This is a genomic window from Luteibacter aegosomatis, from assembly GCF_023078455.1.
Classification (GTDB): Bacteria; Pseudomonadota; Gammaproteobacteria; order Xanthomonadales; family Rhodanobacteraceae; genus Luteibacter; species Luteibacter aegosomatis.
In genome coordinates this window covers 2,296,379-2,312,244 of the sequence record NZ_CP095740.1, presented here as the reverse complement: position 1 = coordinate 2,312,244, position 15,866 = coordinate 2,296,379, and the positions used below count along the sequence as shown (strand labels likewise).

The window sequence follows — 15,866 nt, the reverse complement described above, 5'->3', positions numbered from 1 at the left end:
TCACGTCTGGCTACCGCCTTGTCCGAGGATGTGCGCGCTGAGCTTGTACAGCTCGGCGTCGTTGGCGATCATGAGTTTCCGATAGGCCGCGCTTTTCTGCGCGCTGATGGTCTTCACGCTGCGATCGAACTTCCGGGCGATCTCCGACACCGCCTTGCCTTCGAGCAGGCAGCGCACCACCTCGGTTTCCTTGGGCGAAAGCGGGGCGAGGGACGCCGGCGCCACGGTGTGCTGCGATGACGACGACACGTAGCGCTGGCCGGTCATGACCGCGTCGATCGCCCGTATCACGTCGTCGGGATCCTGGCTCTTCGCCACGAAGCCGTCGGCACCGGCCTGCAGCAGTCGCTGCACGACCAGCCCCTCCTCGTGGGCGGACACCACCAGTATCTTCACGCGCGGATGCGCGGCGCGGATCTGCTTGACCAGGGCGACGCCGTCGATGTCGTCGCGCGAGAGCGAGTAGTCGATCAGCGCCACGTCGACCGGCATGGCGGCAAGCAACGCACGGAAGGGTTTGCTGCTGCCGTGGCTGCCCACGACGATGATCGAGGGCGATTTTTCGAGTTGCGCGACGAGCCCTTTCCGGACGAGCGCATGATCGTCCAGCAAGGCCACGCGCACAGAGCCGATGTAGGTTCGCGCGGACATGAGTGGACCAATTCGCTATGCGGTGTTTCGAACATCGTCCGAATGGACGAGGCCGAGGAAACATATCGCGGGGACAAGGCGTTGTAAACGCCAAGTTCACGTTTCGCCGACACTCGTTCAGTCTTCGTCGCATCGGCCATTCGGCCAATCCCCATAAGCGGTACAGGCAAATCCCGGAAGCGTTGATACGCTTTTCCTGCCCCTCGCCGGGGCTATTCGACAGCCGACCAGGGGTAGGAAGCGGGCATGGACACTCCCAGCCGCCGTACCGACGGCAGCGCGACCACGCGCGAGCCGATTGCGACATCGCAACCGTACGTTGCCATCGGGCCTTGCGATTCGCGCGCCCTGGAAACGTTGCGCGTCGGCGTGGTGGGCCTGGGTTATGTCGGCCTGCCGCTCGCCGTGGAATTCGGCAAGCACTACGCAACCCTCGGATTCGACATCAATTCCCGTCGCATCGACGAGCTTCGCGAAGGTCGCGACGCCACCCTGGAAGTGGACGGCGACGAGCTGCGCGCAGCGAAACTCCTGAAATTCTCCTCCGGCATCGGCGAACTGGCCGAGTGCGACATCTACATCGTCACGGTGCCCACACCCATCGACGAGGCCAAGCGCCCCGACCTCGGGCCGCTGGAAAAAGCCAGCGCCACGATCGGCAAGGTGCTCAAGCGCGGCGACATCGTGGTGTACGAATCCACCGTGTATCCCGGCTGCACCGAAGAGATCTGCGTGCCGATCCTCGAGCGCGAATCGGGCCTGAAGTTCAACCAGGACTTCTTCGCCGGCTACAGCCCGGAGCGGATCAATCCGGGTGACAAGGCGCACCGGGTTACGGGAATTCTCAAAGTCACCTCGGGTTCCACCCCGGCCACGGCCGACGTCGTGGACCGCCTGTACCGCTCGGTGATCGTCGCCGGCACGCACCAGGCCAGCTCGATCCGCGTGGCCGAGGCGGCCAAGGTCATCGAGAACACCCAGCGCGACCTCAACATCGCGTTGGTCAACGATCTGGCCATCCTGTTCAACAAGCTGGGCATCGACACGCTGGAGGTGCTGGAAGCCGCCGGCACCAAGTGGAACTTCCTGCCCTTCCGGCCCGGCCTGGTGGGCGGCCACTGCATCAGCGTCGATCCCTACTACCTCACCCACAAGGCCCAGCAGGTGGGGCACCACCCCGACGTGATCCTCGCCGGGCGGCGCACCAACGACGGCATGGGTCCCTACGTGGCCGGCGAGGTCGTGCGCCTCATGGTGCGCAAGGGCATCAACCCGGTGAAGGCGCGCGTGCTGATCCTCGGCCTGGCCTTCAAGGAAAACTGTCCCGACCTGCGCAATACCCGCGTGGTCGACATCGTGCACGCGCTGGAAGGCTACGGCGTCGGCATCGATGTCCACGATCCCTGGGTGCAGGCCGACGAGGCCGTCCACGAGTACGGCATACGCCCGATCGACGCCCCCGAACGCGGGGTCTACGACGCGGTGGTGGTGGCCGTGGGCCATACGCAGTTCGTCCAGATGGGCCCGGACGGCATCCGCGCGTTCGGCAAGCCCGTGTCGCTGGTCTACGACGTGAAGTACGTGCTGCCGCGGGACGCGGTGGACGGTCGGCTCTGACGCGGTGATGCCATGAAGGTGCTCGTGACGGGTACGGCGGGCTTCATCGGATCGCACCTCGCCATGCGCCTGCTCGAGCGCGGCGACGACGTGGTGGGCCTGGACAACCTGTCCGACTACTACGACGTGGGGCTGAAGAAGGCGCGGCTCGAACGGTTTCGGCATCACCCGCGTTATACCCACGTGCATGCCGACCTCGCCGACCGCGACGCGGTGGAGCAGGTCTTCGCCGTCCATCGGCCCCGACGCGTGGTCAACCTCGCCGCGCAGGCCGGCGTGCGTTACGCGGCGAAGAATCCGCACGTGTACGTGTCCAGCAACGTCACCGGCTTCCTGCACGTTCTGGAGGGGTGCCGCCATCACGGCGTGGAGCACCTCGTGTTCGCCTCGACCAGTTCGGTCTACGGCGCCGACACCCACATGCCCTTCAGCGAGCGGCAGCCGACCGAACATCCCCTGACGCTCTACGCGGCGTCGAAAAAGGCCAACGAACAGATGGCGCACAGCTACGCGCACCTCTATGGCCTACCCTGCACCGGCCTGCGCTTCTTCACGGTGTACGGCCCCTGGGGACGCCCCGACATGGCGCTGTTCCTGTTCACCCGCGCCATCCTCGCCGGCGACCCCCTTCCCGTGTTCAACCACGGCCGCCACAAGCGCAGCTTCACCTACGTGGACGACATCGTCGAAGGCGTGCTGCGCGCGCTCGATCGCATACCGTCGGCCGACGAGCGCTGGAACGGCGATGCGCCCGATCCCGGATCCAGCGGCGTGGCGCCGTACCGCATCTACAACATCGGCAACGAACGGCCGGTGGCACTGCTGCGCTACATCGAAGTGCTCGAGGCATGCCTCGGGCGCAAGGCGACGCTCGAACTGCTGCCCCTGCAGGCCGGCGACGTACCCGATACCGAAGCCAGCATCGCGTCGCTGCGCGAGGACACCGGCTACGAACCGCGCGTCGACGTGGAGGAAGGCGTGCGCCGCTTCGTCGACTGGTACCTGGCGTATTACGGCAGGCCGACGATGGCCCCCGCCGAAGCTCATTCGTCCCTGGGAGAACACCGTGCTGTTGGATTACCTTGACCCCTCGGTACCCGACGAGCACGAGGCCGACCTCTGCATCGTCGGGGCCGGTCCGGCGGGCATCGCCATCGCGCGTGCCTTCGACGGCAGCCGCCTACGCGTATGCCTGATCGAAGGAGGCGGCCTGGCGGGCGAGGACAGCAGCCAGGCACTTTACGACGGCCGCTCGGTAGGCCCCTATGCATTGGACGCCGGCACCGCGCGCATGCGCGTGCTCGGCGGCAGTTGCACCCTGTGGGGCGGCGGCTGCATTCCCTTCGCCGACAGCGACCTCGAGCCGCGCGATTGGGTGCCCGACAGCGGCTGGCCGCTGCGATACGCCGACCTCGCGCCATGGTACGAGATGGCCCGCGATTTCTGCCGCATCGATCCTTCGCACGATTTCGGGCCGGGCAGCTTCGATGGCCCCACCCCGCGCAAGCTGCTCGACCTCGATCCCGAGGCGATGGTCAATTTCATCTTCGCACGCAGCCCGATCAACTTCGGCGACGGCTACCGCGACGAGCTGCGCGCGCAGCCGAACGTCACCGTGCTCCTCCACGCCAACGCGATGGAACTGGATGCCAACCCGTCCGCGACCGCCGTCACCGCCCTGCGCATTGGTTCGATCGACGGCCGCCGAGGCCGCGTACGTGCGCGCCACTACGTACTGGCCGCCGGCGGCATCGAGAACGCACGCATCCTGTTGCTCTCCGACAACGTGGCGCCACAGGGCCTGGGTAACGATCGCGATCTGGTCGGACGTTATTTCATGGATCATCCCAGCGGCACGATCGGCAGCGTGCATTCGCCCGAGCCCGACCGCCTCACGCGGCCCTACGAGCGTACCGTCGGAAAGGTGCGGGCACCGATCGCCGCCGAAATAGGCCTCGCCACCGAAGCGCAACGGCGGCACCGCATGCTCAACGGGCGCGTGCATCCCTTCGCGGTCGAAGGCGACATACCTCGCGGCATCCGTGCCCTGCGCGACGTGCGTGCCGCGCTGCGCCCGCCCTCGCGCGAGGAAAGCGCGCTGCTCGAGGCCCGGCTTTGCGCCGCCCTGCAGAACGGGCCCAGTGGCGCCGTCGCGGTGCCGCAGGGCCTCGCGGTAAGCGCGATGCGATTGGGCCTGCACATCGGCGACGTGATCCGTGCCGTCGGACAGAAGCTCAACGATCGCCCCACCGTACCCAGCGACCGCGTCGACCTGGTCGGATTTTTCGAGCAGGCGCCGAATCGCGACAGCCGCATCACCCTCGGCAACGAACGCGACGCACTCGGACTGCGCAAGGTGCAGGTGGATTGGCGCCTCGGCGACCTGGATCGCCATACGTGGCGCACGCTCACCGCCGTCGCCGGACCCTGCCTTGCCAAGGCCTGCGGCGGGTATTTCGAGCCATCGGCCTGGCTGCACGACGACGGTGCGACATCGGGCGTGCACGGTACCGCGCATCACATGGGAACCACGCGCATGGCCGAATCGCCTGCGCAAGGGGTGGTGGATCCGCAAGGCAAGGTCCACGGGGTGGGCAACCTGCACGTGGCCGGCAGCTCGACGTTTCCCACCGGCGGCTGGGCGTTTCCCACCTTCACCCTCATCGCGCTGAGCCTGCGCCTGGCCGACCGCTTGCGCGAGCTGCTCGGCGAGACGGGACTGATGTGAAAGCCGGCGAGGCGATCGGCCTCCTCGCGTGCCATGCGCACCACCATGCAACGCGGGCTTTACACCCGAACGGCCTAGCCTTACGGCACCCGCTTCGGCACATCGACACCCGCCCACCGCGCACCTAACGTGGCGACGACACCGTGGGGGACGCACCGATGATTCGCCTGTTCCGGCAACCGATCCTGCGATGGATCACCCTGCTCGCGACCTGCGAGCTCATGTTGCTGGCGGTATCGCTGCAACTGGCCACCCTGATCCGCTTCGCGCCCGCGCCGGAAGACCAGACCGCGTCCCACGGCCTGCTCGTCGCACGCGCCGTCATGTTCGCGGTGGTCATCTTCCTCGGCATGGCCGCACTGGGCGAATACCGCGCGAACCTGCGCATGAGCTGGCGCGGGCAGCTGGCCCGCCATGCGATCGCCTTCGGGCTGGGCGGCCTCGCCCTCGTGGTGGGCTACTACGTGATTCCGCAGGCCTATGTCGGACGCGGCGTGCTCGGCATGGCGCTGCTCATCGGCTTCATCGCCACCGCCGCGTTCCGCGGGTTATTCATGCGGCTGGTGGAACTGGATGCGCTCAAGCGCAGGGTGGTGGTGCTGGGCGCCGGCCAGCGTGCGCAGCAGATCCACACGCGCATGCGCCGCCGCTCGGACCGTCGCGGTTTTTGCCTGGTCGGCTACGTGACCGGCGTTAACGAAACGCCGTTGGTGCCGAAGGAGTTCCTGATACCGCGCGAGACGTCGCTCGCCGAACTCGCTCGCCGCGAGCGGCTGGACGAGATCGTCGTCGGCGTGGACGACCGCCGCGGCAGCCTGCCGATGGAAGACCTGCTCGCTTGCCGCCAGCTCGGCGTGCAGATCACCGACCTCACCACCTTCGTGGAGCGCGAGGCCGGCCGCGTGCAGCTGACCATGCTCGATCCGTCGTGGCTGGTATTTTCCGGCGGTTTCAACGCTTCGCCGCTGGCGCTGTTCGTCAAGCGCGCCTTCGACATCGGCGCGTCGCTGGCGATCGCCCTTCTCTGCTGGCCGATCATGCTCGGCGTGGCACTTGCCATCCGCGTCGAATCCGGGCGCGGGCAGCCGATCTTCTATCGCCAGGAGCGCGTCGGCGAAAACGGCGCCACGTTCTGGCTGTACAAGTTCCGCAGCATGCGCACGGATGCCGAGATGGACGGCGTGGCTCGTTGGGCCTCGGCGAAGGACGATCGCGTGACCCGCGTGGGCCGCATCTGCCGCAAGCTGCGCTTCGACGAACTGCCCCAGTTGTGGAACGTGATCCGCGGCGACATGAGCATCGTCGGACCGCGCCCGGAACGGCCGCAGTTCGTATCCGACCTGGAAACCAAGATCCGCTTCTACGGCCTGCGCCACAGCATCAAGCCGGGCCTCGCCGGTTGGGCGCAGCTGAGCTATCCCTACGGCGCGTCCGAGGAAGACGCCGCCGAGAAGCTGAAATACGATCTCTTCTACGTGAAGAACCACAACCTGTTCCTCGACCTGGTGATCCTGATCGAGACGGTGGAAGTGGTGCTGTTCGGTCGTGGCGCCCGCTGAATCAACGCGGCGCGTGCGCGCTGGCCACGTGCAGCGGCTGCCAGGGCGAGCTGTACCAGTCGGTGACGGCGCCCTTTTCGAAACCGACCCACGACGCACCGTATTCCCAGCGTTCTTCGCCCCGGCGCGTGGGTTCGCCTTCGAGGCCACGTACCTCGTCCATCGACATGCCCAGGCTCAGCTCGCCCGTGGCCGGCACGTCCTGGGCGGGTGCCGTGATGTCGCCCGCGTCGGCACCGGGATCGACGGCCGGCTTCGTTCCGGGCGACAGCAACGGATATGCCAGCGCGATCAGCGCGATCGCGGCAAGCGGCAGGAACAGCTTCGGCATGCGTTGCCGACGTTCGAGCACCGACACCTTCACCGGAGCCGCGGAACCGATGACCGCCGCCGGAGTCCGCATGGGCGCCGCGCCGAATCCCGCGCCGGGCAAGCGGCCATGACGGCGATGGAAGGCCATGGCCGCGTCGTACTGCGAGATGACCCGCTGCAGGCGCGAAGCCGCCAGCTTCTGGGCACGGGGGCCACGGCGGCGATCGGGGTGCCATTGGCCGACGTAGCGACGGTAGGCCAGGCGGAATTCATCCAATGAGCAATCGGGCCGCAGGCGCAGCTTGCCGTACAACTCGAGGAAGTCGGTTTCGTCCGTCACGTGCGAGGCCCCTGCACGTTCGCGTGCACCCATCCAGCGTGATCCACGTCTTCACGAATGACAAGTATGCCTTTTGGAGAAAATCATGCGCTTGAACGCGTTTCTTGCCGCGATTGCCCTCGCTTCGCCGTCGCCCGCGGCCAGTCCGCCGCCGGCGCTGGGAGCGCACGTTTTCGTGGGGCAACCCGAAGGGCTGGGCACGAACCCCGTCGTCACCCCGGCCATCGGCACGAACGAAAGCGGCAGCGTCTTCATCGTCTTCAACGCCGGCTACGCGAGCAACGACGCGCGGCCGACGGACAACTACGGCAACCTCTGGAAGCCGCTAGGCAAGGCGGTGACCTACGAGGGCTACGACGCTTTCAACGTCAAGGCGTACTACGCCATCGGCGGCAAGGGCGGCCCCGGGCACAGCGTGAGACTCGACAAGCCGGGCAACGCACGCGGCGAACTGTCGCTGCCCTTCGTGGAAGTCATGCACGCGACGCAGCCGCCGAAGGTCGTACAGGTTTACGCGCCTTCGTCCAACGCGATGCGCAGCGGCTCCATCACCGTGGACGGGCCCGCCACCCTCCTGGCGTTCTGGTGGGGCGACGGCGGCGTCAAGCGCATGAGCGTCACGCCCGGCAACGGCTTCACCACCATCGACGAATTCACGCGCCTGCCCGACGAGAGCGGCGTACAGGGCGTGGTCGCCTGGAAGCAGGTGAACCAGGCGGGCACGTATGACGTGTCGTGGAACGTCGAGCCGGCGCAGGGCGCCGCGCTATGGATCGTCGCCGTTCGCTAAAGATGGACGTGCCGCGAGCGCCGGTTGTCCGGTTCCGGACAGCTAAACCTCCAAGGGATGCGGCATGTATCTCGACACGCACGCGAGCCCATCCGGTTTCGTCCGATTATGGACACGCGCGCCTACAACCACCGGCATATTTTCCCAATCAAACCAACACGATAACTTGAAACCTCGATACCACTCGCGGCTACCGGAAGAGCGAGGATACCCAGGGAAGGACTACGGATTAGGGGAGAATCCGTAGCGATCGACAAGCTCATGGCGCCCGGATGCGGCCGGTAGTCAGGGTGGTATCGAAAAGGCAAGGAACGCCTTTAGGGCCCCGGCCTCCGCAAGAGGGAGGCCGGGGCCGAAGGCAGGAGACCTCAGAACGTGACGCGCACGCCCAGGTTGCCGGCCCAGCCGCGCAGGCCGTAGCTGCCGACGAACCGCTGATAGGTGCCTTCGCCATACAACTGCACGTGCGGGGTAAGCTGGCTGGTGGCACCGGCGGCCACGCGAACCGCATTGCCCACGCGTCCCGAACCGAAGCGATCGCTCACGTTCCAGGCCTCGCTGCTCACGTCGGCCGACGGATCGCCGTTGCTCGTGTGCGTGAGGTCGAGGCGCGCGTACGGCATCAGGCGCGGGTTGGCGATGCGACTCACGAGGGCGCCGATGCGGGCGCCGGTCTGGCGCGCCGTGCCGAGATTCACCGTCAGACCGTCGGCGTCGGCAAAGTCGGCGAAGCGCAGGGTCTGGTACTTCACCTGTGCGCGCGGCTCGATCACCCAACCCCCGCCCACGTCGAACGGCTTGCCTACCTCCGCGGACATCGTGGTCCCGGTGGCACGGATGCGCGCCACGTTCGAACCACGCATGTCCGTGGCCACATCGCCGCGATAGCGCTGGCCGGATACCACCGCATCCACCCACCAGCCGTTGCCCGCTTGCCAGGTCACCCAGGCCGTGCCTCCGGTCGCCCGGTACTTCGTGGAGCTGTCGCCGTCGACGGCCTGGGGCGATACGCGCGTCGTGCCCCGATCGAGCGCCCAGCCGACGCGCAGCGTGCCGTTGTCGCCATCGAGCGACACCAGGCCGCCGCCGATCTGCAGGGCGTTCACCTGCTGGTCGAAGTCGTAACCGTAATCGCGGAAGGAACGATTGGATTCGTAACGGAGCTGCCCGCCCAGGAAGCGGGCGAACACCTCGCCGCCGAGCGGTGCGCCGGATTCGCCGTTGCGGATATCCCCCAGGCGCTGGCGCAAGCCGTCGTTGAGCATGTCGCCGTAGGTCAACAGGGCCGCCGGCGCGGAGAGGTACGAAGGCAGCTGAGGCACGACGGCGTCACGCTCCGGCGGAACGACCACCGGCGGATCGACGGGCGGATCGACGGGCTCGCAAGGTTCGTTTTCGCACGGCGGCGGAGGCGTCACCGGTCCGCAGCCCGCTTCGGTGCAACCCGCGTTACCGAGCCGATAGTCCCAGTTCAGCGAACCGTTCGACAGGGCGTTCTGCGCCGGATCGGCCTGGCCAGGGCCAAAGGCGTGCAGTCGGTACTGGTAACCGCCGATCGCCACATAACCGCCCTTGAGCGCGAAGGCATCGGCGCGCGAGTCGCCTCCGACCTGCACGAGCGAGATGCCTTCGTTGGCGTCGACGACGCCGTTGCCGTTGGCATCGGTTTCGATCGCGTCTCCCGAGGGAATCACCTCGATGAGCGTCGGGCCGGTCGTGGTGACGTTGCCTTCGACGAGCAACCGATCGGTCGACTGCGCGGACAGCGGGCCGACGGCGTCCATCGCCGTGCGCAGGCCGATCGTGCCACCGGAACCACCCAGGTCGCCGCGTACCCTGACGCTGGCGGGGGCCGCCGGCCCGCGCTCGTCGAACGCGACCGTGCCGCCGTTGAGGGCCAGCGACCCGACGTCGGAATCGCCGGTGACCGTCCAAGTGGCTTGGCTGCCGACCGCGACATCGTTCGCAGAACTCATCCTGCCGACCAGGATACCATCGGCATCGAGCGTCACGTTCACTATGCCCTTTCCCGAGGCGACCACGTCGCCGACGATCGTCGCGGTACCCACGCGCATCGAGGCCGAGCTGTTATCCCCCACGTCGAGGGCCACGCCGTTGCCTCCAATCAATTGCGCGCCGTTGGCAACGAGTATGCCGACATCCGTCGGCACCGCACCCGAGCGCACCGCGATCGCTGCGCCCGCGGTCCCTTCGACCGTGGCATCGGAAACGACGATGGAACGTCCTTGCGTGCCGACCGTACGGGCGTCGAGATACACCGCGATACCGTTGCCGGCACCCCGTGCGGTCGCCCCATCGAGCAGCCGTACCGAGCCGTCGATCAAGCTGACGCCTGCCGCGCCTTCTGCAAAACCGGAGACGATGCCGGAACCGGTGCCCGTGAGCCGGCTTCGCTCGCCGGACACGGTGAGCTGGCCACCATTGGATACGTTCACGGCGGCGCCGTCCCCTTGGACGACGCTGTTGACGACGTTGGCGGTAGACACACGGCCGCTCCCCGCGCCGCCGACGTCGGCAAAGCTGATGCCGAAGCGACTGGCACTGGTGAGACTCGAGTCGGAAATGTTGGCCGTGCTTCCGTTGGCGAGGCTCAACGCATCCCGGCGCCCGGCCGTGATCGTCGTACCGCCATCCATGATGATGGTTGCCGAACGTGCGGTCACTTGGCCGGTCGTTCCGCCGAGCACATTGAGTTGAGCACCGTCGCTGACGGTCCAGCTCTCGACCGGCGAGGACGCCGTTACGGTCGCCGTTTGCCCGGGCCCGCTAAGGTCGCCCGCTTTCGCTGGCATGGCATGGGCGGCCATCGCAGCGGCGATGGCCAATGCGATGCGCGCCGGAGGCGCGGTCATGGGTAGTCGGTTCATGGCTCGGTCCTTATGGAGGCGCGCAGCGCGGGGGCCCGCCCTTGCAAGGGCGGAATCGTCACGTTGCGATAGGTGTTTTCGAAGACATGCCATTAGAAGACCGACAGCGGGCTGCATCCATAGGGCGCAGTCCTAAAATCGCCGCTCATCGCAGGCATGCGGGAAAACCACCCGGCGTCCGGACCGGAAGCTCTACCACGGGGCATGTGCTATGTGATGCCAGGTGAAATGCGCGTGAAATGATTCGGGATTACGACTAACGGGGTATTCGCAAGGCAGCGATCCCGTTTTAGGCTGCGTGCTCCGGCGTCGCAGGACAGCGTGCGCCGGAGGAAGCTCACCCAATCGAAAGGAGTCGGATCATGCCGAACACATCCCATGCGTCTCCGCAGCGCAAGCACGTTTTTTCTGGCCTGTATCACTGGAAAGACCCGAAGGCCAAGACGCTCGCCGACGAATACGTCGATCTCGCGCCGCCGCTCGTGGAAGGTCTCGTCGATCAAACCATTCCTCTCAGTGCCTATGAAGAGGGACTGAACGTCACCATCCCCCTGTGGTCGCCGTGGCCAGGTGACTCCAACGTCGAGCCCGGACCCAAGGACGAGTGGCAGATACTTTTCAACGATGAGGTAGCGGACGACGATAGCTGGACCGCCGTCGGCGAGCCGCCTGCCGCCGTAAAGATAACCATCCCGCCGGAGCGACTGAAGGCACTTCCCGAAGGTGAGATCGTCCTTCGCTATGTGATAGCCACCGTACCTGCCGATACGCGCGGAGAAGGACGCCTAAGCATCGTCAAGGACACGCTCCCCCCGGGCGGGAGGTTGCTGGGTCCCATCGTTTTCGCGGCCGACCTGGTCGAAAATGGCCTTTCTTCGGAAAAGCTGACCGATTTGGGAAATATACTCAAGGGCGATATCAACGATTTCTACAGGATGGAAGAAGGCGACATCGTCCATCCGTTCATCATCTATCCCGATGCCTATGCGCCCAGCGTCGAATTCGACGAGTTGGTCGAGGCGGGAACGGCGGTGCAAGGGAACGTTTATGTAATCAAACAGGATGACATCGACAAAAAGAACATCGAGCTCGAGTTTACCCGCGCCCAGCTCGAGACATTGGACACGTTAAGCGTCGAAGGGCAACTGATCTTTGCGTACTACGTCGTCGACAAGATCGGGAATCGGTCGATCAACTCCCCGGCCACGTATCTCAAAACGCTCTTGAAGGACGCGCCCAGCGAGCTCAAGCCCCCGGTAATCGACCTTTTCAGCGACGACGGCATCATCAACGAAGGCGACGCCCGCACGCCCATCACCGTGAAGGTGCCGAGCTACACCAACGTACGCAACGGCGACGCCATCGAGGTCTACTGGGGTGACGAGAGGGTGGCGCAGGGTGTCGTCGACGGCATCGACGAGGCCGCGCCGGGCGAGTTCATCCTCGAGCCCGAGGTCTCCTACGGAGACCTGCAGCGGGTGCCGGAGCGCTATACGGTGGACGTCACCTACAAGGCGTTCCGGTTCGACATCGCCACCACGTCGCCGCCCTTGGAAGACGTGCTCGTCGACCTCACGATCCCCGGCGGACCGGACCCCAAACCCGGCACGCCGATCAACGAGAACCTCGTCGCGCCGACCGTGCAGGGTGCGGTGACGACCGATCCGAACGTCATCAATCCGCCGGATACGAAACAGCCCGCCACGGCCACCATTCCGGGTACGACGGTCGACGACGAGGATGCGTTCGCGGAAGACGACCGGATCCAGCTCTATTGGAACGGCGTGGCCGAGGGACCCGTGCATACCGTGCTCGCCACGGAAGTGGGCGCGGACATCCCGTTGACCGTCGCGCCCGAGACGCTCGCGGCATCGTCCGGTGACGTGCCGGTTCATTACACCGCTTCCCGCGACGTGGACGACGGCCAGGGCGGCACGGTGGAGAACACCGCGCTCTCGCCCACGCAGATCGTCAAGGTGTTCAACGACGGCGACCTGCCAGGTGGCCCCGAAGGTCTGGGCGACGGCGAATTCACCGAGGCGAATCGCTTCAACGCCATCAACCTCGCCGCGGCCCAGAGCGGCGGCGGCACGCCGTTCGTGACTCCCGCGTATATCAACAAGAAGCTCGGCGACGTCATGACGCTCACCTTCGTCCAGTACGTGACGGACGACGGTACGGGCGTCCCCATCGAGGAAAGCCGGTACGAGCCCACGCATGTCGTGGGGCCCGACGATGTCGGCAAGGAATACGAGTTCCTCATTCCCACCGACAATCTGCTGCTCGCATCCGGCACCGTCGGCCATTCCGCCAGGGCGTCCTATCACGTCAAGGCGGCCAATGGCCTGGAAGCGACGTCGGACGAGACTTTCGTGCTGATCGATTTGCGTTGATGTCCGACGCCCCATCGTCCTCGTGACGATGGGGCTTTTTTTCACCCCCGATTTCTTGCCACGGAGCGGCAGCCATGAACAAGCCCCTGAATCCACCGCATGTCGATGTTTTCCTCCCGCCTCCGACCGTGCCTGTCGCCGACAGCTATGGCGGCGTGGGCCATTACGACGTCTTCGACGACGCGAAGTTCGTGGACGTGCGCGTCGGCCCCTGGGAAAGCATGAACCCCGGCGACGTCGTCCGGATCTACTGGGACGGAAGGCTTGCCGCCACCCGCGCCGTCGGCGACGCCACGCAGGCATTTCTCGTCGGCGTCAGCGCCGTCGAGATCAAGGAGGGCCGCCGGCAAACGACCGTGCCGGTGCATTACGAAGTAACGTTCTATCCCAGCGAGAGGAGCGAATCCTCCACTCCCGTCGACGTACTCGTCGACCTGACGGTACCGGGAGGGTTCGACCCCCTGCCCTCGACACCCGAAAACGACAACCTCGGCCCCATCGAGGGGCTTCCGGAAAACCTCCCACCCGGCCAGGCCCTGGCGCTCACGGTACCGGCGTGGATACACCAGGAGATGGACGACGTCGTGACGATCTCGTGGAACGGATTCAGGAAAACCGCCAGGACGACGGCTCTCGGCCCGTTGCCGTTCGTTCTCTCGGCAGACGACGTCGCCCAGGGCGGATCCGGCGAGATCGTCGTGCAATACGAGATCCGCGACCGCGTGAACAACTGGTCCCGATGGTCTCCCCGGCAGACCACGCTCGCCGATAACCCGAATCGGCTGCCCCCGCCGGAAATCATCGATGCCGACGCGTTCGACACCCTCGACCTCGACGCACTCGACGGCAGGGACGCGCAGGTCCGCGTCCGGTACGTGCTGGCGCGATCACGACCACGTATCGCGCAAGGGGACTGGATCACGCTCACCGTAAGGCGTCGCTCCGCCGACGGCGGCGTGCTGCCCGACTACGTCGACCAGAAACAGGTCGGCTTGCCCGTACCGTCGTTCGTGCGCTTCGATGTTCCCAACGGGGAACTCGCCGTGCTCGCGGAGGGCGACGCCACGTTCTCGTACACGGTGCGGAGCCCCGGCAAGGACGAAGCGTTTTCGTCACCGAAGATGATCCACGTGACGGGCTCCCCTTCCGCCGGTCTTCCCGCGCCGGCGGTGGAACAGGCCCCGGCAGGACAGCTGGCACCGGCATCCGCGGCGAACGGCATCACCCTCCTCGTGCCCGCCGTTGCCGATATCCTGCCCGGGGACCAGGTGACCGCGACCTTCGGTGCCCACACATCGCTCCCGACGCCCGGTACGTCCGGCGGCATGCGCATCCTTCTGCCCGCGAGTGCCGTCAGTCCCCACTTCGGCAGGAAGGTGGCGGCGTTCTACACGCGCACCCGATCGGGCACGCCCAGGACATCGAAGGCGGTCGATATCACCGTGGGAGACATCGGCCATGGCGATCCGCTGGTCGCACCACCCACCGTAGCCGAGGCCGATCCGAACGGCACGGTGCACCTTGGCGGCTTCGTCGGCGACGCGACCATCCGGGTCGCTCCGTGGCCGTTCATGGCACCCGGCCAGCGTTATTGGCTCTATGCCAACGCCGGGGCCTCGCGCCTTACCGTAGTCGACGGCGAGACGGTCTCCCAGGCGTCGGCCTTGGATAGGGCTTTGTCGCGTGGATGGCTGCAATCGCTCGACGACGGGTCCCCGTTCACCGTGACGCTGGCCATCGCGTTCGCGGGAGGCGAAGAAAGCACGTCGAAGACGTTCGTGTCGCGCCCCTACGTGATCCGCGAGGATGCCACGGTACCGTTGAAGCTGACAGGCCCTTCGAGCCTTAAAAAAGGGGAAACCCACCCCTTCGTCGCCGAGGGTGGCACCCGGCCGTATCGATATGCCTCCGACGCCCCGCTCGTGGCGAGCATCGTCGAGGATACCGGTGTCTGCACGGCGCTCAAGGCCGGGAAAGCGCGTATCACGGTGACCGACGCCAAGGGCGCGACCGCGTACCTGGACCTCACGATCGAAGCTTCCGAATGGGACGAAACCTTCGACTTCGACGCGGTCCGGCCGCCCTTCCGCGACCTGAGTTCGAAACAAAACCAGGACAGCGACCGGCTGCGCTTCGACGGGGTGTTCGAATGGTATTTCGACCGGTTCAACCTTCCGTCGAAGGAGCAGTTCATCGGCGTGAAGACGCTGGACGGCAGCAAGCCTCCGGTCGACGATTACTACAGGGCCAACGTCCTGCGCATCGGGGACGACACCGGCAGCACCTATAGCGAGAAAATCGTCTTCTGCAAATTCGCCGAGCCCTGCTCGAGGGTTCGTTTCGCCGCCAGTTCGCTGAACGATCCCATCACCGTGTCGTTCCAGGACGAAAACCACCAGATCATCGGCAGCGTGATCAAGCTGAATCCGTCGAAGGATCCGCAGGAGGTCAAGAGCATCGTCGCCGGAGCGCGCAAGATCAGGCGCATCGAAATCCGCTGCCTCGACACCATCCATCTCGACTTCTTCAAGATGAAGACCTGAGAAACCGTTCGTCCGACGTGGAGACGCCCCACCCGGCTAGCCCGC

Annotated in this window: 10 protein-coding genes; 7 read left to right on the top strand and 3 right to left on the bottom strand. The window is 66.0% G+C overall.

Features of this window, described 5'->3' with window-relative positions:
* A complete protein-coding gene (locus tag L2Y94_RS10425; protein WP_247374975.1) occupies positions 1–651 on the bottom strand; it encodes a response regulator in 651 nt (216 codons plus the stop codon).
* A 348-nt stretch (positions 652–999) separates the two neighbouring features.
* On the opposite strand from L2Y94_RS10425, the gene tviB reads away from it, so the two are divergent.
* From tviB to L2Y94_RS10405, 4 genes are all read left to right on the top strand, one after another.
* Positions 1,000–2,268 (top strand): Vi polysaccharide biosynthesis UDP-N-acetylglucosamine C-6 dehydrogenase TviB, encoded by a 1,269-nt coding sequence (tviB, locus tag L2Y94_RS10420; RefSeq protein WP_247375207.1) that lies wholly within the window; start codon positions 1,000–1,002, stop codon positions 2,266–2,268.
* Between the two features lie 12 nt (positions 2,269–2,280).
* On the top strand, positions 2,281–3,354 hold the full coding sequence (locus L2Y94_RS10415; protein WP_247374973.1) for an NAD-dependent epimerase: 1,074 nt from the start codon (positions 2,281–2,283) through the stop codon (positions 3,352–3,354).
* Positions 3,335–4,996 (top strand): GMC oxidoreductase, encoded by a 1,662-nt coding sequence (locus L2Y94_RS10410; protein WP_247374970.1) that lies wholly within the window; start codon positions 3,335–3,337, stop codon positions 4,994–4,996. Before L2Y94_RS10415 ends, L2Y94_RS10410 begins: the two co-directional genes overlap by 20 nt.
* Positions 4,997–5,154: 158 nt before the next feature.
* The gene (locus L2Y94_RS10405) at positions 5,155–6,555 is read left to right on the top strand and encodes a TIGR03013 family XrtA/PEP-CTERM system glycosyltransferase (RefSeq protein ID WP_247374968.1); all 1,401 of its coding nucleotides are present in this window, start codon (positions 5,155–5,157) and stop codon (positions 6,553–6,555) included.
* 1 nt (position 6,556) lies between these two features.
* On the opposite strand, the gene L2Y94_RS10400 is transcribed toward L2Y94_RS10405, so the two are convergent.
* The gene (locus tag L2Y94_RS10400; protein ID WP_247374965.1) at positions 6,557–7,207 is read right to left on the bottom strand and encodes a J domain-containing protein; all 651 of its coding nucleotides are present in this window, start codon (positions 7,205–7,207) and stop codon (positions 6,557–6,559) included.
* An 85-nt stretch (positions 7,208–7,292) separates the two neighbouring features.
* On the opposite strand from L2Y94_RS10400, the gene L2Y94_RS10395 reads away from it, so the two are divergent.
* The gene (locus L2Y94_RS10395; protein WP_247374963.1) at positions 7,293–7,997 is read left to right on the top strand and encodes a hypothetical protein; all 705 of its coding nucleotides are present in this window, start codon (positions 7,293–7,295) and stop codon (positions 7,995–7,997) included.
* Positions 7,998–8,365: 368 nt separating this feature from the next.
* Here L2Y94_RS10395 and L2Y94_RS10390 read toward each other — a convergent pair whose 3' ends face one another.
* The gene (locus L2Y94_RS10390) at positions 8,366–10,885 is read right to left on the bottom strand and encodes an autotransporter family protein (RefSeq protein WP_247374961.1); all 2,520 of its coding nucleotides are present in this window, start codon (positions 10,883–10,885) and stop codon (positions 8,366–8,368) included.
* Positions 10,886–11,247: 362 nt separating this feature from the next.
* Here L2Y94_RS10390 and L2Y94_RS10385 point away from each other — a divergent pair, with 362 nt between their 5' ends.
* A complete protein-coding gene (locus L2Y94_RS10385) occupies positions 11,248–13,278 on the top strand; it encodes a hypothetical protein (protein WP_247374958.1) in 2,031 nt (676 codons plus the stop codon).
* Between the two features lie 74 nt (positions 13,279–13,352).
* Complete coding sequence (locus L2Y94_RS10380; protein ID WP_247374955.1) at positions 13,353–15,821, top strand: Ig-like domain-containing protein; 2,469 nt, start codon at positions 13,353–13,355, stop codon at positions 15,819–15,821.
* Positions 15,822–15,866: the final 45 nt, after the last annotated feature.